The 17,330-nt window shown below is 63.4% G+C and carries 27 protein-coding genes; 24 read left to right on the top strand and 3 right to left on the bottom strand.

Going from position 1 to position 17,330, the window contains the following annotated elements; all coding sequences use genetic code 11:
- Window positions 1-159: 159 nt before the first annotated feature.
- Both OXR00_RS02775 and OXR00_RS02780 read right to left on the bottom strand, forming a co-directional pair.
- Window positions 160-1,071 (bottom strand): hypothetical protein, encoded by a 912-nt coding sequence (locus OXR00_RS02775; protein WP_267386511.1) that lies wholly within the window; start codon window positions 1,069-1,071, stop codon window positions 160-162.
- A gap of 51 nt (window positions 1,072-1,122) precedes the next feature.
- Window positions 1,123-1,809 (bottom strand): S24 family peptidase, encoded by a 687-nt coding sequence (locus OXR00_RS02780; protein WP_267386512.1) that lies wholly within the window; start codon window positions 1,807-1,809, stop codon window positions 1,123-1,125.
- Window positions 1,810-1,908: 99 nt separating this feature from the next.
- On the opposite strand from OXR00_RS02780, the gene OXR00_RS02785 reads away from it, so the two are divergent.
- A complete protein-coding gene (locus OXR00_RS02785; RefSeq protein WP_267386513.1) occupies window positions 1,909-2,121 on the top strand; it encodes a hypothetical protein in 213 nt (70 codons plus the stop codon).
- Between the two features lie 6 nt (window positions 2,122-2,127).
- Here the strand turns inward: OXR00_RS02785 and OXR00_RS02790 are convergent, their stop codons facing one another.
- Entirely contained in the window at window positions 2,128-2,448 is a 321-nt protein-coding gene (locus OXR00_RS02790; RefSeq protein WP_267386514.1) for a hypothetical protein, read from the bottom strand.
- Between the two features lie 85 nt (window positions 2,449-2,533).
- On the opposite strand from OXR00_RS02790, the gene OXR00_RS02795 reads away from it, so the two are divergent.
- From OXR00_RS02795 to OXR00_RS02905, 23 genes are all read left to right on the top strand, one after another.
- Window positions 2,534-2,689 (top strand): hypothetical protein, encoded by a 156-nt coding sequence (locus OXR00_RS02795; RefSeq protein ID WP_267386516.1) that lies wholly within the window; start codon window positions 2,534-2,536, stop codon window positions 2,687-2,689.
- Window positions 2,686-3,156, top strand: coding sequence for a hypothetical protein (locus OXR00_RS02800; RefSeq protein ID WP_267386517.1), 471 nt, complete (start codon window positions 2,686-2,688; stop codon window positions 3,154-3,156). The genes OXR00_RS02795 and OXR00_RS02800 overlap by 4 nt, the downstream gene beginning before the upstream one ends.
- A 39-nt stretch (window positions 3,157-3,195) precedes the next feature.
- Window positions 3,196-3,381: a hypothetical protein gene (locus tag OXR00_RS02805; protein ID WP_267386518.1), complete on the top strand. Its 186-nt coding sequence runs from the start codon at window positions 3,196-3,198 to the stop codon at window positions 3,379-3,381.
- Window positions 3,378-4,502: a hypothetical protein gene (locus OXR00_RS02810; RefSeq protein WP_267386519.1), complete on the top strand. Its 1,125-nt coding sequence runs from the start codon at window positions 3,378-3,380 to the stop codon at window positions 4,500-4,502. The genes OXR00_RS02805 and OXR00_RS02810 overlap by 4 nt, the downstream gene beginning before the upstream one ends.
- Window positions 4,499-4,693, top strand: coding sequence for a hypothetical protein (locus OXR00_RS02815; protein ID WP_267386520.1), 195 nt, complete (start codon window positions 4,499-4,501; stop codon window positions 4,691-4,693). The genes OXR00_RS02810 and OXR00_RS02815 overlap by 4 nt, the downstream gene beginning before the upstream one ends.
- 68 nt (window positions 4,694-4,761) lie before the next feature.
- Complete coding sequence (locus OXR00_RS02820; RefSeq protein WP_267386522.1) at window positions 4,762-4,983, top strand: hypothetical protein; 222 nt, start codon at window positions 4,762-4,764, stop codon at window positions 4,981-4,983.
- Window positions 4,984-5,544: 561 nt separating this feature from the next.
- Window positions 5,545-6,012 carry a hypothetical protein gene (locus OXR00_RS02825; RefSeq protein ID WP_267386523.1) on the top strand — a complete coding sequence of 156 codons (468 nt, stop codon included), beginning with the start codon at window positions 5,545-5,547 and terminating at the stop codon, window positions 6,010-6,012.
- A gap of 50 nt (window positions 6,013-6,062) precedes the next feature.
- Entirely contained in the window at window positions 6,063-6,647 is a 585-nt protein-coding gene (locus OXR00_RS02830; RefSeq protein ID WP_267386524.1) for a hypothetical protein, read from the top strand.
- 334 nt (window positions 6,648-6,981) lie between these two features.
- Window positions 6,982-7,329 (top strand): HNH endonuclease signature motif containing protein, encoded by a 348-nt coding sequence (locus OXR00_RS02835; RefSeq protein WP_267386525.1) that lies wholly within the window; start codon window positions 6,982-6,984, stop codon window positions 7,327-7,329.
- A 279-nt stretch (window positions 7,330-7,608) separates the two neighbouring features.
- Window positions 7,609-8,022 (top strand): hypothetical protein, encoded by a 414-nt coding sequence (locus tag OXR00_RS02840; RefSeq protein WP_267386526.1) that lies wholly within the window; start codon window positions 7,609-7,611, stop codon window positions 8,020-8,022.
- Window positions 8,023-8,128: 106 nt separating this feature from the next.
- Window positions 8,129-9,739, top strand: a complete 1,611-nt coding sequence (locus tag OXR00_RS02845; protein WP_267386527.1) for a terminase TerL endonuclease subunit — start codon at window positions 8,129-8,131, stop codon at window positions 9,737-9,739.
- 196 nt (window positions 9,740-9,935) lie between these two features.
- Window positions 9,936-11,072, top strand: a complete 1,137-nt coding sequence (locus OXR00_RS02850; protein WP_267386528.1) for a phage portal protein — start codon at window positions 9,936-9,938, stop codon at window positions 11,070-11,072.
- Window positions 11,069-12,058, top strand: a complete 990-nt coding sequence (locus OXR00_RS02855; protein ID WP_267386529.1) for a head maturation protease, ClpP-related — start codon at window positions 11,069-11,071, stop codon at window positions 12,056-12,058. Before OXR00_RS02850 ends, OXR00_RS02855 begins: the two co-directional genes overlap by 4 nt.
- An 11-nt stretch (window positions 12,059-12,069) precedes the next feature.
- The gene (locus OXR00_RS02860) at window positions 12,070-13,440 is read left to right on the top strand and encodes a phage major capsid protein (RefSeq protein ID WP_267386530.1); all 1,371 of its coding nucleotides are present in this window, start codon (window positions 12,070-12,072) and stop codon (window positions 13,438-13,440) included.
- A 65-nt stretch (window positions 13,441-13,505) separates the two neighbouring features.
- Window positions 13,506-13,772 (top strand): hypothetical protein, encoded by a 267-nt coding sequence (locus OXR00_RS02865; RefSeq protein ID WP_267386531.1) that lies wholly within the window; start codon window positions 13,506-13,508, stop codon window positions 13,770-13,772.
- Between the two features lie 22 nt (window positions 13,773-13,794).
- Window positions 13,795-14,379, top strand: a complete 585-nt coding sequence (locus OXR00_RS02870) for a head-tail connector protein (protein WP_267386532.1) — start codon at window positions 13,795-13,797, stop codon at window positions 14,377-14,379.
- Complete coding sequence (locus OXR00_RS02875) at window positions 14,379-14,732, top strand: head-tail adaptor protein (protein ID WP_267386533.1); 354 nt, start codon at window positions 14,379-14,381, stop codon at window positions 14,730-14,732. The genes OXR00_RS02870 and OXR00_RS02875 overlap by 1 nt, the downstream gene beginning before the upstream one ends.
- Complete coding sequence (locus OXR00_RS02880; protein WP_267386534.1) at window positions 14,732-15,256, top strand: HK97 gp10 family phage protein; 525 nt, start codon at window positions 14,732-14,734, stop codon at window positions 15,254-15,256. Before OXR00_RS02875 ends, OXR00_RS02880 begins: the two co-directional genes overlap by 1 nt.
- Window positions 15,253-15,654 (top strand): hypothetical protein, encoded by a 402-nt coding sequence (locus tag OXR00_RS02885; RefSeq protein WP_267386535.1) that lies wholly within the window; start codon window positions 15,253-15,255, stop codon window positions 15,652-15,654. Before OXR00_RS02880 ends, OXR00_RS02885 begins: the two co-directional genes overlap by 4 nt.
- 14 nt (window positions 15,655-15,668) lie before the next feature.
- Entirely contained in the window at window positions 15,669-15,857 is a 189-nt protein-coding gene (locus tag OXR00_RS02890) for a hypothetical protein (RefSeq protein WP_267386536.1), read from the top strand.
- A gap of 64 nt (window positions 15,858-15,921) precedes the next feature.
- Window positions 15,922-16,368 carry a hypothetical protein gene (locus tag OXR00_RS02895; RefSeq protein ID WP_267386537.1) on the top strand — a complete coding sequence of 149 codons (447 nt, stop codon included), beginning with the start codon at window positions 15,922-15,924 and terminating at the stop codon, window positions 16,366-16,368.
- Between the two features lie 107 nt (window positions 16,369-16,475).
- Complete coding sequence (locus OXR00_RS02900; protein ID WP_267386538.1) at window positions 16,476-16,898, top strand: hypothetical protein; 423 nt, start codon at window positions 16,476-16,478, stop codon at window positions 16,896-16,898.
- A gap of 17 nt (window positions 16,899-16,915) precedes the next feature.
- Window positions 16,916-17,326 carry a hypothetical protein gene (locus tag OXR00_RS02905; RefSeq protein ID WP_267386539.1) on the top strand — a complete coding sequence of 137 codons (411 nt, stop codon included), beginning with the start codon at window positions 16,916-16,918 and terminating at the stop codon, window positions 17,324-17,326.
- Window positions 17,327-17,330: the final 4 nt, after the last annotated feature.

The raw sequence follows: 17,330 nt of genomic DNA on the forward strand, positions 1-17,330 counted from the left end.
ATGTTCGCGCGAGGGAAAATTTGGTTGATCGCGCGCATCGTCTTTGGTCTAGCGTGCGGAACTGCGGTGATGGCCGCGGCACACATGATGGACACCCGGATACCGCCCTTCGTTGCGATCTCGTTGGTGATCGTTACGGTGATTACGGTTACCCGATCCTCAATCCGGGAATAATTCAAGCCCAGCGGGTGTCGATCGGGGCCATAAAACGCGATTTATCACCCTTTTATGGGTCACCCAAACGCCGCCGATGAATTGTTGCTCGGTTTCCAATTCCACCACCATTTCAGTGCCAATGCGAAGTGGCAGATCAATTCGCCCATCACCAAAAGCTCGCAAGAAGTCTTTGTCTCTCATCTCGGCCGAAAATTCGGGCAAAGATCCGTATTGGAATCGCCAGCTTGAGACGACCGCTTCGAGCCGCAGCTTTTTCACGGTGACGCGAAGCTCTTCGAGTTCAACCCTGCTTTTCGGCGTTATTATTTCTGCAATGTGTTCGCCTCTGGCGTACTCAAATAGCTCTCGAGGCACAATAAAGTCCGGTATTTTACCTGGAGTAGAGGTAACCCCAACACCCTTGATTGCCGGATCCTTTTGAACCTCGCGAAAAATCTGTCTCGATGATTCTCGCACTGTCGGGTTGTTCAACTGTCGAACCACTTCTTCCGCAATCCGGTGATGCTCGTCGTCCGACAAATGCTGCACCTCGGCAGGCGCGTCCCCACCTTTAAGCAAGGTCATGATTTCTCCGACGGTCCAAGCGCGAACATCACCTCCAACCTGAAGCAACGCGCCTGCGAGAAATGCTGTCCAACCAGGGTGCGAGCCGGCGAAGCCTTTCACCCTCTTAATAAGCGCGTTCAGCCCAAGGCTGCCCCGCGAGCCACTCTCCAACTCGACCCTAACTTCAGAGAACGGGTCGAACATCAAAGCTAATTCGCGTATGGTTTCCGCGAAAGCTATGGCGGCCCTTGCCGCCACTTCCATATCTGCAGAACGCCCATCTTCCAAGGCGAAGTAAAGAGTGATGGGGCTTCCCGCTTCAGGAATAACCTCCTCATCGAACAGCATTTTATTCCCTCGCCTCTTCCGCGCCAGTTGCGGCTATACCAACTACAATGGCTATTTCTTCGCCCCTACGAACACCACCCGCCCTACGATCCGCACGAAGTCCTGAGGCTCCTCATCCGCCGGCACCGATGAATTATCAGACAGAATGACGTACCGGTCGCCCTTCACGCGGAGGCGCTTGATCGAGCCGACATCGCCAACGGTGAAAGCCCAGATCGCGTCCTGCTCACGAACGCTGGTCTGTGATCGATCAAGCAGCACGAGGTCGCCATCACTGATCGTCGGAAACATGGAGTCTCCTCGCCCGCGTGCCCACGTGAGCAGCTCGGCCGGCGAGAACGTGATCGTCTCGATCCACTTGCGCGGGAACTGGAGCACCTCCGCTTCGACGTGGTTGTCGATGAACGTGGCGCCCATACCGAGATCTAGGTCGGCGAGCTGGATGCCGACCATGTCGATACCGTCGTCATCCGGCTGCGAGGGCGTGGTCGCCCGAGCTTCACGTGGGTGCACGAGATCGACAAGAAAATCCGGCCCAAAGCCGAGCACGTCTTCTATGGCGCGGAGAGTTTTAGGGCCAGGTCGCTTCGTTTTTCCTCGCTCAACATCCCACAGCGGCTTGCCGGTCGTCCCGAGCTTCTTACGCAGTAGCCCATCGAAGTGATCACGAGTTTTATCACTGCGCGCGATCGCTTCGTAAATCGCGGTTTGAAGAGGGGTACGTTCGTCAGGCGTCATGTAGGCCCCGTCCCACATGAACGGCTCCGCGAGAAGACTAGGATCAGCCCTACTTAAACTAGTTGACTGTAGGGCGTGTCCTACGTACAAGCATTCGTCATGAAAACCGATCCGCCCCCGCTCGTCGCCGAGATCGACGCCTTTCTGACCGATCACGCGATGTCTCCGATCACCTTCGGTCGCGAGGCGATGCGAGACCCTCATTTCGTGCGCGACGTGCGCAATGGCCGGCGCACGTTCCGCGAAACCGAGCAGAAGGTGCGGCAGTATATGGCCGCGTATTCGCGCCCCGCAGAGCAGGTAGCAGCATGAGCGCGATCAGCCCGCGCCATGCTCGCGGTCAAGCCGGTCGTTTTCGGCCAACAGACGTCCAATGTGCTCTCCGACTTCTTGAGCGCGAGCAGAGCCAAGCGCGCCTTCTTCAACAAGAGCGTCACGCGCTCGCGCTCCGAGTTGAGCGCCTAGAACAGCTACTGGACCTTGCATTTCTGACTGCTCCAGAAGCGTTTCCGTGGCTGCCAGCAGTGTTAGGCATATCTGCGCGCGCAACGGCAATCGAATGCCCTCCGCAGGCGTCAGTTGATCTACCGCCTTCAGAATCGCCTGAGCAAAAGCCTCTGTCGCTTCGGCCGCATCCATCTTTTTCGCCTTCGTCGGTGTCTGGAAGCTCGACGATAGCCGAAGCCGGGGGCGTCGCAAGCGCCCCCAGTGGAGGACCATCGGCATGAGCGCGCTCATCGACCATCGTCGCGATCTGGAGCTCATCTCTCCACGCTGCGGCGCTGCTCCGCACAATCGCACGGGCGATCGCAAGCCGAACAGCCTTCGGGGCGGTGTTGAGTGTGTCTTCATTCATAAAAGTGCAGGTGCAGCAAAATGACCGGGCATATCCACTCCCGCTTTCGAACCGTTTCCGCGTCATTACTGCTGGATACGCTGGGGCGAAGCCTTGCGACGATCAAGCGCGAGGATGAGGCGACCGACGCTGATCTCGGCGCAGTGCTTGGAAAGAGCCCTGATCGCGCCGAGGCCTACCGCAAGGGTGCGGGTGACATGGGCGTCGTTTCGTTCTTGCGCGCATGCGGCAAGTGGGACGGCCGCTTCGCGAACGATGCGCTGGCTCTGGTCGGCATGAAGCTCATTCCGATCGAGACAGGCGAAGGCGCGGATCGCGAGATCGTCACCGCTTTGGCGGAGTTGCTCGCGAAAGTCGGTGCAGCGGTCGAGCGCGACGGCAATATCCACGACGACAAGCTAGCCGACATGAGCCGCGTATTGAACACTGCCGGCAAGCACATCGACCGCCTGCGCGATCGACGCCGGCCCGCTTTAATCTCTTCGAACTGAGGATCTGACGACCGCACAACCGGTCACAGGAGAACGGAAATGAACGTCAGCAATGGCGCGGCATCAGCGAGGGCTGGTTCCGCGAACGTAGAACTGCGTCTGCGCGGCAAGCGGCTTCTGCTTTGCGCCGTACCGACGCCGGTGACACCGCACTGGAACGCGCGCCTCGAATACTGGGCGGACGGCCAGCGCACTGCCTTCCATAATCAAGGAGCAAGAGCATGACGACGATCACCGTCGAGCGGGAGGCGTTCGTCGCTGCTCTCGCCGTTGCCGGAAGCGTGCCGCCTTGGGCGCCGCCGTGGTCGGTGTCGACGAACACCGCGCCTTTGGGGCTGGTCCGCATTGAGGCAACTGACGGCTTCGCTACTATCACCAGCGCAAACCCCGACCGCTCGATTTCAAAGCGCGTTGCTGTCGACGGTTTGCGCCTCGGCATCACGGTGCCGTTCGTCGCACTATCTGGCTGGGCTCAGAAGGCTCCGACGGGCGCGCGCATTGAGATCACCGACAACGGGCCATCGGTGACGCTTGTTGCTGGGCGCGCGCGCGCGACGCTGCCGACCTTCGAGAAGCCGCTGTACCCTGCCCGCGATCCGCGTGGCGCGGTGGCGACTGCGCGTGCTGATCTGCTGCGCGCAGGCCTTGAGGCAGTGGTCTCGGTGCCTAAGGATGATCTGGTAAAGCCATACCTCGGCGCCGTGCTGTTACACGGCAGCGGCGAGCAACTCGGCTTTATCGCGACGGACTCCAGCCGCATCCACGAAATCACGTCCGCCGGCGGGAGCGACGTCCGCGCCGTGCTGCCCAATGGGACGGCGCGCCTACTCTTGGCCGTGCTGCCCAATGGGACGGAGCCGGTCGGCATCACGATCGACGAGCGCAGCATCGCCTTCGATTTCGACGGTACGCGTGTAGCGTCGCCGCTGATCGACAGCGCCTACCCTGCCACAGCGCAGGAGTTCGCAGCCCCAATGCCGAACACGCTCCGCGCGCGCGCCGACCATCTGCTCGCCGACATTGAGATGGTGGCAACGGTCGCCGATAGCCGAGAGCGTGAGTTCCGGCTGTCGCTTGGAGCGACGTCATTCGCCGCGGCGCGAGCGCAGAACGGCGACAAGGGCCAGGTTGAGCTGCTGGCTCAGTGGGAAGGCCGGCCATTCGACATCACCTTCGCGCTGCGCCCAGTGCGCGATGCGCTGGCGCTGTTCGGCGAAGAGATGATCGAATGGTCGATGGGCGCGCCGCTTGAGCCGACCGCCATCACCTCCGGTAGGCGCGGCGACGTCCGTGCGCTGGTCGCGCCCTTCATCCCCAAAATCCAAGAGCAGAGGATTGCAGCATGATCGACATCGTGACCGAAGACCGTGAACGCGAGACGGTGACCCGCACGGACATCATTCCTGTGGTGAAAGCGATTGTTGCTGGCCGCGCGAACGACGCGCTGGTCGAGCTCGCAGTCCTTTTCAAACGCGATGGCGACATCGCCGAATGGATTGAGCAGGCGCGCTACGCTGCAAAGCGGACCGTCGCGTGACTGCGGCAGCTGCAATCCGTTCCACAATACCGGAACGGCGCGGCCTTCCCGTCAATATCCGGAGGATGATGGGGCTCACCACGGCGGGCGAATTGCTCGGGCAGACGGCGCTCGCCGAGGCCATGGGGATAGATCGACGGACCCTGCGCTACAAGATCAGCGGCGAGCGCGGTGTTTCGGACGAGGACATCACGCTGGCTGCGGCCGCATTGGAGGCGAACGCGCGTCGTATCTTCGGACTGGCGGAGAAGATGCGTGCCGAGATCGCTTCGGAGAGCGTGGCCGCGTGAGCATCGCCTCGCTCATGGAAGATATGCTTGCAGCGGGGGCTCCCATGGCCGCGGTGCTTATCGCCGTGCGCGCGCTTGAGGATAAGGATGCCGAGATCGCGGCGCGCGACGGTGCAGCGAAGGCGAAGCGCGATAAGGACGCTGCGCGGAAGCGGGAGGAGCGCGAGACCGCCCGAACCTCATATGTCCACGGACTGTCCGTGGACGATCCACGGACTGTCCAAGGATACGGCGCGGACAGTCCAGAATCGCCCCCCTCACTTGATAAAGAAACCCTTTCCCCCAGACCCCCTATCAAAGAAATTAATCTTACCCCCCGTGTGGGTGACGCGCCCGCTAGGCCGTCCCGGATCAATCCCGAGTGGATGCCCACCAAGCCGCTGCCGGCAGAGGTCGCGAAGCTATGCGCGCAATGGCCGCCAGGTCGTTACGATCGGGAGCTTGCCGGCTTTCGCGACTACTGGGTCAGCCTCGCGAAGAACGCTGCCCGCACCGACTGGGACCGCACTTGGTGGAACCGCATCCGAGACCAGCACGACAGAATTTTGAGGGACAGCCGAAATGGATCACATCAGCCCAGTACTCAGCCGGGTAACGGTCATCGAGGATCACGACCGCAGCCAGCCCTCGACCTACTGCGAGCATCCCAGCGGGCGCAGCAGGACGAACGTTCCGCCGGTGATCGCCGAGATCGTGGCGAAGCTGGGCTTGCGCTACCTGCCCTCTGGACAGGCTGACCGTGAGGCGCATGCGGAATCGTTGCTGCTGCTTGGCGAGGATCTCGCCGACGTACCTGCACAGCTTCTCGACGAGGCGGCGCGGCGCTGGGCCAAGGAAGAGAAGTTTATGCCGCGCGCCAGCGAGATCCGAGACGTAGCGCGGCGCATTCAGGGCGAGCGCACCAAGGGCACCGCATCGGGCGACGACCAGCTTCAGCGCCAGTGCGACACCCTCAACGCGAAGAACGTCGACTGGCACTGGGTTGTGGCGGGGACGGCGCCGAACCGGAGCGTCGTCCGAGTGCGGTGACAGCACGTTGCGTTCTGATTATGTTCTAGGGGTAAGGGAGTACGGTTATCATGCGCGGGGGGAATGATCAGGAGGGCTGGTGCATCTTGCGCACCTCCGGTCCATCAACAATGCGACTGACCGCTTCCCTACAGGAGGCGGGCTTTTTTGCATGGACGCCAACAGAACATGTGAAGCGCCGTATGCCGCGCACCAAAGCCATCGAGCACCGCCTAGCCCCGCTTGCGCCGACCTACGTGTTCGTGCGCGGCGTCTATCTTCCGGCGTTGCAGCGCATAGAGCGCGCCGACATCACGCCGCACCCTCGGTTCTCAATCTTCCGGCACTGTGGCGCACCGATCTTCGTGCGACACAGCTCGTTGCACCCGCTCCGCAACCTACAGCAGCAGAGCTATGCTTCATCGCTGCCGAACAGTGGCAAGCCACCGTGCAAGGATCGAGGACTGCCGTACAAGGTTGGCGATCCGATCACGTTCCGAACAGGTTCGTTCACTGGCTTCACCGGATACGTCAATGCCAGTGACGGACTGACGACAGAGGTGATGGTGACATTGTTCGGTCGTGAACAGGGAGTGAAGGTGCCGACTTTACAGCTTCGTTCGCGTAATGTACCAGCACATGAAGATGCTGCATGAGCAGCCCGCGACGAGCGTGACCGGCTGGCGAATCGCCTTACTGCCCTCGTCCCCAACCTAAGAGCGCGAGCGCTTGCCGGGGGTTGTCCTACGGTATGGTGCAATTGAAATCACCACATTGCCGCACCCGCAAGGGCTGCGGCTCTTGTCGTATCGGGGGATGCGATGCAGCAGCAGCCGGCCCACATCGCCCGCGCTCAGACGCTTGAGCATCTCGCTGGCGACCTGCATGCTCTGGCCTTTGACGCGGCTGAACCATCGCGCTGTTCCGGTAGAGCGGAACGCATAATCGGCGAGGGTGAGCGCATCGCGGCTGCCATACGCGCAGTCTTCCGTGGGTAAGCTGAAGGCGCTACCTCCACGGCTCGCATCGTTGCAGTCGAGACTGACGCACATCGAAAGTGGCGAGCGTGGCCGCGCACAGGCCAGCCCATGGCGCGCATGGTACAACACCAAGCGCTGGCGTCAGCTGCGCTGGGCAGTGCTGGTGCGCGACGGCTTCACTTGTCAGTGGCTCACCTGCGGACGCGTCGAGCCAAACAGTGCGTTGCTGGTGGCCGATCATAAGCGTCCACATCGCGGCGATGAGCGCCTGTTCTGGGACGAGACCAATCTCCAGACCCTGTGCAAGCACTGCCACGACAGCCGCAAGCAGCGCGCCGAGGCGGGCGGTAGAGGCTGACCCCGCCGCCGACCGAGGGGGGTGGGTCGAAAGTCTACCGGGTGCCTGGGGCCAATACCGCATCGTCCTCACGCGCAGATTTTTTCCTGTTCGGACGGTCGGCGTGCGAACTTTCGCCGGAGGCGGTGCTCAATGGTGACCCGCAAAACTGATGCCGAATGGGATCGGATCGAGCTTGAATACTTGGCGGGCGAAGTATCTGTCCGCGAAATAGCTGATCGTTACGGCATTTCAGACACGGCTATTCGTAAGCGCGCGAAGGCTCAGGGATGGGTCCGCGTGGTTCGCACCCGCGAACCTGCGAACTTTGCCGAGGCATCGCCCTCCCCGCCGCGCGCGGCGGCCGAGCCGGTCGAGGCGGCAGCGATTGGCGAGCGCGGCCGGCAGCTGGTGGCGCGCATGCTCGACGAGCTCGACGCCACTACGACGCATGCCGGTCAGCTCGAAGAAATGATCGAGGCCGAGACCACGGGCGACCGTGACGGCAATCGCCGCAACGGTATGCTCGGCGCGATCAGCCTGCCGAGCCGTGCAAAGACGCTGAAGGAATTGGTCACCGCGCTGAAGACGGTCAACGAGGCTTCGGCGCCGCAGGGCAAGAAGGCGCAGCGGGACGAAAAGGCCAAGGCGGTCGGTGGCGGCAGCCGCTTCGCGCCGATCGGGCCGCCCCGGCTGGCCGTCGTAAAGCCATAGGGTGCCAACCTGGTCAACGGCGTGCCTGGATTGGAAGCGCCGGATACGCGAACGCCGCTCGCTGGTGCCGTTCACGCCGCTCTTCCCTGCCTCAGCAGAGATGAAAATGGCGGTCTTCACGTCGCTGAAGATCGTCGACCTCGGCATCAACCCGGCAACGGACGAGCATTGGACAATCGGCGAAAGCGCTGATGAGTGGCTGCTCGACTTCGTCGCGGCGATCTTCGGCGCCTATGATGCGGACACCGGGCAGCAGATGATCCGCAAGGGTCTGTTGCTCGTCTCGAAGAAGAACACGAAGTCGACGATTGCCGCGGGCGTCATGCTCACCGAATTGATTTGCGGCTGGCGACCGTCTGACGAAAACCTGATCCTCGCGCCCACGATCGAGGTGGCCGGCAACAGCTTCAAGCCTGCCTGCGACATGATCCGGAACGACGAAGAGCTGACCGACCTGCTCCACATCCAGGAGCATGTGCGGCTCATCACGAACCGGAATACGAAGGCGACGCTGAAGGTGGTGGCGGCCGACGCGGCCACGGTGTCGGGCAAGAAGGCCAGTCGGGTGCTGGTCGACGAGCTATGGCTGTTCGGCAAGAAGCCGAACGCGGACGCTATGCTACGCGAGGCGACTGGCGGGCAGGTATCGCGGCCGGAGGGATACACCCTCTACCTGACGACGCAGTCGGACGAACCTCCCGCCGGCGTGTTCAAGGAGTTGCTCAACTACGCTCGCGACGTCCGCGACGGCATCACGATCGACCCGGAGTTCCTGCCGGTCCTGTACGAATATCCCGATGAGATGGTCGCCGCCAGCGAGCACCTCGATCCGGCGAACTTCTATGTCACGAACCCGAACCTTGGCCGGTCAGTCAGCCAGAAGTGGCTGGAGGCTGAGTTCCGGCAGGTCGAGAACGCCGAGGACGGCACAAAGCAGGTCTTCTACGCCAAGCACCTCAACGTGGAGATCGGCGTCGGCCTCCGGCATGATGCCTGGGTCGGCGCGCTTTATTGGGAGGCATCAACCGCCGCGCCGATGGTTTGGGACGGCACCTTTGAGCAGTTCCTTGCCATCGTCGAAGTGGTGGTCGCCGGAATCGACGGCGGCGGTCTGGACGATCTGCTCGGTCTGACCCTGATCGGCAGGCATCGCGTGACGAAACAGTGGCTCAGCTGGTCGCATGCCTGGGCGCAGGAAGACGTTTTCGAGCGGCGCAAGGATATCGTCAGCAAGCTGCGCGACTTCATTGCCGAGGGCACCCTCACCCGCTGCACGGCGCCGACGCAGGATCTGATCGAGCTCGCCGACATCCTTGTCCAGGTGCAGGCCGAGGGGCTGTTCCCGGACGAATATGCGATCGGGCTGGATCCGGCCGGCATCGCCGCGCTGGTCGACGAGCTGGCAGGTCGGGGCTTCACCGAGAAGCAGATGCTGGCGATCAGCCAGGGGTTTCGGCTTTCTTCGGCGGTGTGGGGCGCGGAACGCAAGTTGAAGGACGGCACGCTGCTCCACGCTGCGCAAGCGCTGATGTCCTGGTGCGCTGGCAACGCGAAGGCCGAGCAGCGCGGAAACGCGGTGCTCATCACCAAGCAGGTCGCTGGCAAGGCGAAGATCGATCCCCTCATCGCGCTGTTCAACGCCGTGATGCTCATGAGCCGCAACCCGGCCGCCCGTGGCGCCTCTGTCTATGAAACGCGCGGCATCCGCATGATTTGAAGGAGGGCGGATGTCCCCTGACGCATACCGCGCCGCGGCCCACTATCGCCGTTCGTCAGCCGGCGGCCTGACAATCCCGCATGCCAGCTGGGCTTATGAGAACAACCCCGCCAGCGAAGGGTATGTCTTCGAGGATCTGACCGACCCGCGGCTGTCCGCCTTTATCGGTGCCGGACGACAGACCTCGGCCGGCATCATGGTCGGCGAGCATCTAGCGATGCGCAATTCGACGTTCTTCCGGTCCGTCAACCTGATCGCGATGTCGATTGGCATGCTGCCGATCCACCTGATGCGGCGGCTGGCGAATGGCGATACGGAAGAGGCGACCGACCACCCGCTGTACCCGGTCCTAAAGCGCAAGCCGAACGACTATCAGACCGCTCTTGAGTTCAAGAGCCAGATGCAGACCGCAGCATTGCTGGACGGCAACGCCTATGCGCTGGTGGTGCGGGGCTTTCGTGGCCGCATCATCTCGCTGATTCCGTTGAAGCGGGGTACGATCACCCCGCTGCTGTCGGACACATACGAGCTGTCGTTTCGCTATAACCCGGTCGGCGGCGGATCACGCATCTTGCCCGCCTCCGATGTCTTTCACTTCCGTTCGATGGTCACGCTCGACGGGCTGCGCGGCATCTCGCTGCTGGATGTCGCGGCCCAGGCGATCGGCATTGCCGTTCAGGCCGAGCATGCGGCCGGCAGGCTGTTCAAGCAGGGTGTGATGGCCGGCGGCGCGCTTGAAACAGCGGGCAGCCTCTCCGACACGGCATATGCGCGGCTGCGGGAGAGCCTCGAAGAGCGTTATGCGTCGGCGGAGAACGCCCAGAAGTACATGATCCTTGAGGAAGGCCTGAAAGCCAACGCTCTCACCAGCGATCCCGACAAGACCCAGCACCTTGAGACCCGGCAGCGCCAGTCTGAAGAGCTACTCCGCTTCACCGGCGTGCCTCGTCCGCTCGCCATGCTTGATGACACGACCTGGGGTACCGGAACCGAGGTGCTCGGCCAGTTCTTCGTCACATACTGCCTGCTCGGCTGGTTTGTGGCGTGGGAACAAGCGGTCGAGCGCTGCATGACCGGCAACGAGCCTGACACGCTCTACGCCAAGTTCAACGACGGCGCGTTGCTGCGCGGCTCGCTGAAAGATCAGGCCGATTTCTTCGCCAAGGCGCTTGGCAACACGAACCCGTGGATGACTCAGAACGAGGTCCGCGGAAACTTCGACCTCAACCGAGCCAAGGGCGGCGAGGAACTGCCGATCGGGGGGAAGGCAGCCGCCCCCGCGCCCGCAAATCCGGAAGTCACGCCCGTACCGCCCAAGGAACCCGCCAAATGACCGACCAGCCCACCGCCCCGGGAAAGCCGGCAGCCGTTAAGACCATCGAGGGCCGCCCGGTGCCGGGTCGTCCATCACCCATGCCGGCGGCGGGGACGCTCCCGCGCGGTCTCGTCGGTCGGGTTAACGGGCATGATCGGCCATCGGCCCTGCCAGTTCCGGTTGATCGCCGCGTGTCAGCTTTCACCAAGTCGGCTGTGCTTGATCGTTGGGCCGAGGAGGCGGCCGGGGTGCGCGCCGTCGCGACCGGCGACAACGTCGTGACGATGTTCGGCGACATCGGTGAAGATTTCTGGACCGGTGGCGGCGTCACGGCGAAGGGCATCTCCGCGCAGCTGCGCGCGATCGGTGACCGACCGGTTGAAGTGCAGATCAACTCTGCCGGCGGCGACGTGTTCGAAGGGTTCGCCATCTTCAACGTGCTGCGCGAGCATCCCCAGGCCGTCACCGTCAAGATCATGGGCATGGCCGCCTCGGCGGCTTCCGTCATCGCAATGGCCGGTGACAGCGTCGAGATCGGCGCGGCTGCATTTCTGATGATCCACAATTGCTGGTGCGGCGCGGTCGGCAATCGGCACGACTTCCAGGAGGTTGCCGACTTCCTCGCGCCATTCGATCTCGCAATGGCGCAGGTCTATTCGAACGTGTCGGGTCAGAAGCTCACCGACGTGCAGAAGTGGATGGATGCCGAGACCTATATGTCCGGCGCGACCGCAATCGAGCGCGGTTTCGCCTCGGCCCTGCTCGCCGCAGACCAGACGAAGCGTGATGAGAAGGCCAAGGCCTCCGATCGAGAGCGCGCGGCCATCACCGCTCTTGAACTCAAGCTCGTCTCCGGCGGCGACACCCGCGCGCAGGCCCGTGAACACATTCAGAAGATCAAGGGCACGCCAGGCGCTGCCCCTGTAGCCGACACGCCAGGCGCTGGCGGCGATCCCGAGCTGTCGGCCCTGATGGCCGGCATGCTGACCACCCTCAAGAGCTAGGAGCTCAACCCATGCGTAAGATGAACATGGCCGCCCTCGCGGCGGTGGCGACGGTGCTCGCCTACCCGTTTCGCACCCTCGCCCCCAAGTCCCGCCTGACCCTCACTGCTCCGACGTTAGACGTCGAGGCGATCGCCGCGCGCCCGATGCCGCGGGCGCTCGTCGGTGTCAGCGTGCGCGCCGATGCGACCGGCGACCCGAAGGCGATGATCGCCGCGCTGAACACGGCGTTCGAAGAGTTCAAGACCACCCACGACGACAAGATCAAGGGCAAGGTCGATGCGCTCGTCGACACGAAGCTCGAAGCGATCAACGCCACGTTGAACGACCTCACCAAGGCGATCGACGACCAGGCCAAAGCCGCCGCAGCCGAACTGCTGCTCGGCAGCAAGAAGCCGGTCGATGCCGCCTACACCGGCCTGTTCGGATCCTACATGCGCGAAGGCACGCGCGAGCAGGAAGAAAAGCTGAAGGCTGAGCAGAAGGTCGGCGTGCGCGCCGCAATGTCGGAAGGTTCGCCGGCAGATGGCGGCCTGACGGCGCCGATCGAGTGGGATCGCACCGTCACCGAGCGGCTGAAGCTGATCTCGCCGCTCCGCGCGGAATCGACGGTGCAGTCGATCAGCAAGGCCGGCTTCATCAAGCTGTTTACCGACCGCCAGCTGGGTTCCGGCTGGGTCGGTGAGACCGCCAGCCGGCCGGCAACCAGCACGCCGCAGTTCACCGCGCTGCCATTCGTGCCGGGCGAGATCTATGCAAACGCCGCGGCCTCGCAGGATCTGCTCGACGACAGCGAAGTCGACATGGAGACCTGGCTCCCGAACGAGATCGAGACCGAGTTCTCGCGGCAGGAAGGCATTGCCTTCATCGGGGGCGACGGGGCGAACAAGCCGTACGGCGTGCTCAGCTACGTTACCGGCGGCTCGGCGGCGGCCCGCCACCCTTGGGGCGCCATTGCAGTGCGCGCCGTCGCCAAGGCTGGTACGATTGACGCCGATGCGGTGTCGCAGCTCATCTACGATCTGGCTGCGATGTATCAGCCGAATGCCAAGTTCTTCATGAACCGGCAGACCATGAGCACCATCCGGCTGCTCAAGGATGGGCAGGGCCGCTATCTGTGGCAGCCGACCTATCAGGTGGGGCAACCCTCGACCCTGCTCGGGGCATCGATCGTCGACGTGCCGGACATGCCGAACGTCGGTGCAGGAGCCGTGCCGCTGCTGTTCGGCGACATGCGCGAGACCTATCTCGTCATCGATCGGATCGGCTTCCGCGTGCTGCGCGATCCGTACACGAACAAGCCGTACATCAGCTTCTACTGCACGAAGCGTGTCGGCGGCGGCGTGAAGAACCCGGATGCCATGAAGGCGCTCCAGCTCTGAGCTGCATCGGCCGGGCGCTGCCGCGCTCGGCCAACCCTTCTCCCTCGTGAAATAGGAGGCCGATCATGGCCGACACCACCGAAACTGCAAATATCATCACCGGCGTGGCTGCCCTCGACCATTCCGGCCCGGCCGAAATCGCCGCAGCGACGACCTTCAGCACCAGCGGCGCTCCGGTTCAGGTCGTTCCCGACGTCAATCCCGACCACCCGGCGGTCGACAACAACCCGCGCGCGAACACGACCGCGCTCATGAACCGGATCGACTTCAACGATCCGACCATCAGCGGCGCCGAGGCAGCCGCAAAGATGCTCGACGGTCAGAAGGCCTGACGGGTCGGACGGAGGCTAATCCATGGCGACACAGCCTCCGTCCGCTCCTGCGGAACCGTTGACGCTCGACCAGGTGCGCGCGAACCTGCGGCAGCCTCCGGTTCAGGAAAACGACCGCCTCACGGATCTCATCGTCACCGCGCGCGAATACGTTGAGGAAAAAAGCGGCCTCGTTCTCACCCGGAGGACGGTGACGGAGACAGCCGCGAGCTTGGGCCGCTGGATTGAGCTCGCCTCGTGGCCTGTCGCCAGCATCGACGTGATCCGGATACCGAGCGGAGCCGGATTGGTAGCGCTTGATGGCTCGGCATGGGCCACGAGCCTTAAGCGCCGGCCGATCCGGATCATTCCCGCGATTGTCGGCTGGGGTGTAGGTGCCGGCTACGGCAGCATCGGGCGATCATCTGTACCGGTCGAGATCGACGTGACCGCTGGCTTCGAAACGCCCGAGACTGTGCCGATGCGGGCGAAGCAGGCTATGCACCTGCTGATTGCCCACTGGTTTGCGAACCGGGAAGGTGTGGAGACCGGACAGCGCGCAGCGGCGATCGAGGTGCCGCTTGGCGTCGCGGATTTGATCCGCGGCTTGAAGCTGGCCCGCATCTGATGGCCATCATCAACAGCGGCGACCTCGACAAGGTCATCAACATCGAACGACCGGTGCCTGATCTGTCGGCAGATGGCGCCGGTTCCGGCAAGTGGGAGTTGGTAGCGGAGGGCGTGTATGCCCAGGTGCAGGATGCCCTGCCCAGCCGTTCCGAGCGGCTCGCCGACGGCGTCAACGTAGCCGCACGGCCTGCGCGGGTGCGAATGTACTATCGCGACGACGTGACCCCGGCCTGCCGCTTCGTCATGGGACCGCGCATCATGCAGATTGTCGCGGGGCCGGCTGAACTTGGCCGACGCGCCGGGCTTGAGTTCATGGTCGAAGATTACACCTCGGCCGGCAACGCCGCCTGATGGCGACCTCACGCGGCGGGCCGGAGGTTCGCAGTTTCATGGCCTCTATTCCAGCCAAGATGCAAAACGTTCTCCGCGGCGCGGCGCGCGCCGGCGCAAACGTCATCGCCGAGGAGGCGAAGCAAACCGTCACATCTGAGGCGACGCGCGATGCGATCACCGTGGTCACGAAGACTGAAGAGCGCCGTGTCGCCGCGAAGATCAGCGTCAAGCCTGGCTGGGGTCGAGCTGTCGGTATCTGGCTGGAGTATGGCACGCACCCGCACGTCATCAGTGTTGACAGCAAGAAAGCCGGGATGAGCGCCGGCCGGATAAACCGGAAGATCAAAGAGGGTTCGCTGGTCATCAACGGCCAGTTTGTCGGCGCAGCTATCCACCACCCTGGGGCGCGACCGCATCCGTTCCTGCGCGTGTCGCTCGACATGAAGGAAGCCGAGGCGATCGCCGCTGCTCAGAGCTACATCGATGCGCGCGTGTCACGCGGTGGCATCGCCAGCGACACAGAAGAGGTCGACGAGGAATGACCGGCGCCGACATCATCGCCGCGCTGCTGATTGCCGACGAGAATGTCGGCGGCCTGATAGCAGCCGGCAGCATCAAGCTCGGCCGCTTGCCGGATGCGATCACCCTGCCTGTGCTGCTGGTACGCACCGTCAGTTCCGTCGACAACCAGCCGTTGAAGCGCGGCCCTCTGGTTCGCGTGACTGACCGTGTCGCCGTCACCGTGCGCGCGGCGAGCTACCGCGACCAGGTCGCCGCGATCAAGCTGGTGCGCACCTGTTGCGCCGGCCGCGTCGGTGATCTGGGCGGCGCGCTACGCGTCTCGATCCTCACGGCGGGCATCGGCCCCGACGTCAACGGTCCGGCTGACAGCTTCGAGCAGACCCAAGATTTCCGCGTCTCGTTCGACGAGCCGGCTTAACCAGGAGAACGACGATGACCGAGAAGACCACCAAGGCCGGCATTCCGACCAAAGACTTCAGCGATGCCGGCACCGGCGAGCATTTCACCGCCGGCAAGTTGCACGACTTCGAGGCCGGTGCGCACGCCAATTATCTGCATGCCGGCCTGATCGCCGAACCGGACGCGGATACCGCCGCGTCGGTCGAGCAGACCGCAGCCTGATCCCCGCGCCCGCGCGAGCGGGCGCACCCTCCCGACCCGCGTCGACACCCTGAAAGGACTATCCATGACACAGACCGCCGCGGGCTCAGCGCTCGCACTCTCCGTTGCCCCGCCAGCCACCCAGGATGCCGCCGGCTTTGCCGCCCTCACCATGACCGAGGTCTTCAACGTTGAGAAGATCGGCACGATCGGCGCGACCTATGCAAAGGTCGAGTTCCAGCCGCTGAAGGGTCCGAAGCAGAAGCTGAAGGGCTCGGCCGACTATGGCTCGCTCGCGCCGTCGATCGCACACGTCGAGACCGACGCCGGTCAGACGCTGCTGCGTACCGCGTCCGACGATGAGACCAACAAGCTCTACAGCTTCATGGTCACCTATCAGGATGGCTCGAAGCGCTACTTTCAGGGCCGCGTATTCGGCTATCCCGAAAACACCGACGGCGCCGACGCTATCCTGATGGCGAACCCGACGATCGAGATCAGCACCAAGGTGGTGAAGGTCGCAGCTTCATAATCCCTGATCCGGCGCCCGCGACGCTGGCCTTTCTATGCACCGGCACTCCCGCTCGTCGCGGGTCGGCGTGGCGTGTCGGTGCACCACCTCCCGCGAAGGTAACCCTCATGGCTTTGAATATCGCTTCTCTAGCTGTCGCTGCGGCGGCAAAGATCCATCTCAAGGGCGCCGACGGCGAGCTGCTGTTTGACGGGGGCAAGCCGGTTTGCATCCTTGTGCATAGCCCTGGCAGCAAGCCATTCAGCACGGTCGAGAGCCGGCAGACCGCGCGCGCCGTCAAACGCCTCAATGACAATGAGGGCAAGGTCACCGCTGCATCGGCCGACGAACGCCGCGCCGAGACTGCCGAGGATCTGGCCGCGATCACAATCGCATTCGAGAACCTTGAATATCCACCTGCCGGCGATGCTCAGGGCGAACAACTGTTCGTCGCGGTCTACTCCGACCCTGGCCTTGGCTTCATCACCAAGCAGGTCACGAAGTTCCTCGCTGACTGGGGAAACTTCAAGCCCGGCTCCGCCGGGATCTAATACTCGTGGTGCGGCAGATGGCATGGCTCAACGCCGTGCCGAAGCCGCCCGACGGTTCGAAGCGGGCGCAGCGGGGCGAGGCCGACAAGATCAGCCGGGGCGACCGTCTGAAGAAAGATGGCCTACCTCGCCCCATGCCGCCTAACCCGCTGTCGGTCGTAATCGAGAGACTGGTTGAGATCGGCTTGTTCGAAGTGGCGGGCATGGGTGCTGCACCGCTTAGCTGGGCGACACTTGAGGCGTGGCAGCGGGTTTCGTCCGTGGAGCTCTCGCCTTGGGAATGCCGTCTCATTCGGCACCTTTCGGTTGAATATCTCGCTGAAGGCCGGCGCGCCGAAGCCGAGACCTGCCCGCCACCCTGGCGCGCAGAAGTGACGCAACGCGAGCGCGACATCGCGGAGGCACGGCTCAGGCTGGTGCTGGGATAACGGA

The sequence above is a fragment of the Sphingomonas sp. GC_Shp_3 genome (assembly GCF_026540945.1).
Taxonomy (GTDB): Bacteria; Pseudomonadota; Alphaproteobacteria; order Sphingomonadales; family Sphingomonadaceae; genus Sphingomonas.

What these genes read in the sequence shown, in the direction of transcription:
- OXR00_RS02775 (WP_267386511.1), bottom strand. Translation starts at nt 1,071, where the DNA reads ATGCTGTTCGATGAGGAGGTTATTCCTGAAGCGGGAAGCCCCATCACT.
- OXR00_RS02780 (WP_267386512.1), bottom strand. Translation starts at nt 1,809, where the DNA reads ATGACGCCTGACGAACGTACCCCTCTTCAAACCGCGATTTACGAAGCG.
- OXR00_RS02785 (WP_267386513.1), top strand. Translation starts at nt 1,909, where the DNA reads ATGAAAACCGATCCGCCCCCGCTCGTCGCCGAGATCGACGCCTTTCTG.
- OXR00_RS02790 (WP_267386514.1), bottom strand. Translation starts at nt 2,448, where the DNA reads ATGGATGCGGCCGAAGCGACAGAGGCTTTTGCTCAGGCGATTCTGAAG.
- OXR00_RS02795 (WP_267386516.1), top strand. Translation starts at nt 2,534, where the DNA reads ATGAGCGCGCTCATCGACCATCGTCGCGATCTGGAGCTCATCTCTCCA.
- OXR00_RS02800 (WP_267386517.1), top strand. Translation starts at nt 2,686, where the DNA reads ATGACCGGGCATATCCACTCCCGCTTTCGAACCGTTTCCGCGTCATTA.
- OXR00_RS02805 (WP_267386518.1), top strand. Translation starts at nt 3,196, where the DNA reads ATGAACGTCAGCAATGGCGCGGCATCAGCGAGGGCTGGTTCCGCGAAC.
- OXR00_RS02810 (WP_267386519.1), top strand. Translation starts at nt 3,378, where the DNA reads ATGACGACGATCACCGTCGAGCGGGAGGCGTTCGTCGCTGCTCTCGCC.
- OXR00_RS02815 (WP_267386520.1), top strand. Translation starts at nt 4,499, where the DNA reads ATGATCGACATCGTGACCGAAGACCGTGAACGCGAGACGGTGACCCGC.
- OXR00_RS02820 (WP_267386522.1), top strand. Translation starts at nt 4,762, where the DNA reads ATGGGGCTCACCACGGCGGGCGAATTGCTCGGGCAGACGGCGCTCGCC.
- OXR00_RS02825 (WP_267386523.1), top strand. Translation starts at nt 5,545, where the DNA reads ATGGATCACATCAGCCCAGTACTCAGCCGGGTAACGGTCATCGAGGAT.
- OXR00_RS02830 (WP_267386524.1), top strand. Translation starts at nt 6,063, where the DNA reads ATGCGCGGGGGGAATGATCAGGAGGGCTGGTGCATCTTGCGCACCTCC.
- OXR00_RS02845 (WP_267386527.1), top strand. Translation starts at nt 8,129, where the DNA reads ATGGCGGTCTTCACGTCGCTGAAGATCGTCGACCTCGGCATCAACCCG.
- OXR00_RS02850 (WP_267386528.1), top strand. Translation starts at nt 9,936, where the DNA reads ATGGTCGGCGAGCATCTAGCGATGCGCAATTCGACGTTCTTCCGGTCC.
- OXR00_RS02855 (WP_267386529.1), top strand. Translation starts at nt 11,069, where the DNA reads ATGACCGACCAGCCCACCGCCCCGGGAAAGCCGGCAGCCGTTAAGACC.
- OXR00_RS02860 (WP_267386530.1), top strand. Translation starts at nt 12,070, where the DNA reads ATGCGTAAGATGAACATGGCCGCCCTCGCGGCGGTGGCGACGGTGCTC.
- OXR00_RS02865 (WP_267386531.1), top strand. Translation starts at nt 13,506, where the DNA reads ATGGCCGACACCACCGAAACTGCAAATATCATCACCGGCGTGGCTGCC.
- OXR00_RS02870 (WP_267386532.1), top strand. Translation starts at nt 13,795, where the DNA reads ATGGCGACACAGCCTCCGTCCGCTCCTGCGGAACCGTTGACGCTCGAC.
- OXR00_RS02875 (WP_267386533.1), top strand. Translation starts at nt 14,379, where the DNA reads ATGGCCATCATCAACAGCGGCGACCTCGACAAGGTCATCAACATCGAA.
- OXR00_RS02880 (WP_267386534.1), top strand. Translation starts at nt 14,732, where the DNA reads ATGGCGACCTCACGCGGCGGGCCGGAGGTTCGCAGTTTCATGGCCTCT.
- OXR00_RS02885 (WP_267386535.1), top strand. Translation starts at nt 15,253, where the DNA reads ATGACCGGCGCCGACATCATCGCCGCGCTGCTGATTGCCGACGAGAAT.
- OXR00_RS02890 (WP_267386536.1), top strand. Translation starts at nt 15,669, where the DNA reads ATGACCGAGAAGACCACCAAGGCCGGCATTCCGACCAAAGACTTCAGC.
- OXR00_RS02895 (WP_267386537.1), top strand. Translation starts at nt 15,922, where the DNA reads ATGACACAGACCGCCGCGGGCTCAGCGCTCGCACTCTCCGTTGCCCCG.
- OXR00_RS02900 (WP_267386538.1), top strand. Translation starts at nt 16,476, where the DNA reads ATGGCTTTGAATATCGCTTCTCTAGCTGTCGCTGCGGCGGCAAAGATC.
- OXR00_RS02905 (WP_267386539.1), top strand. Translation starts at nt 16,916, where the DNA reads ATGGCATGGCTCAACGCCGTGCCGAAGCCGCCCGACGGTTCGAAGCGG.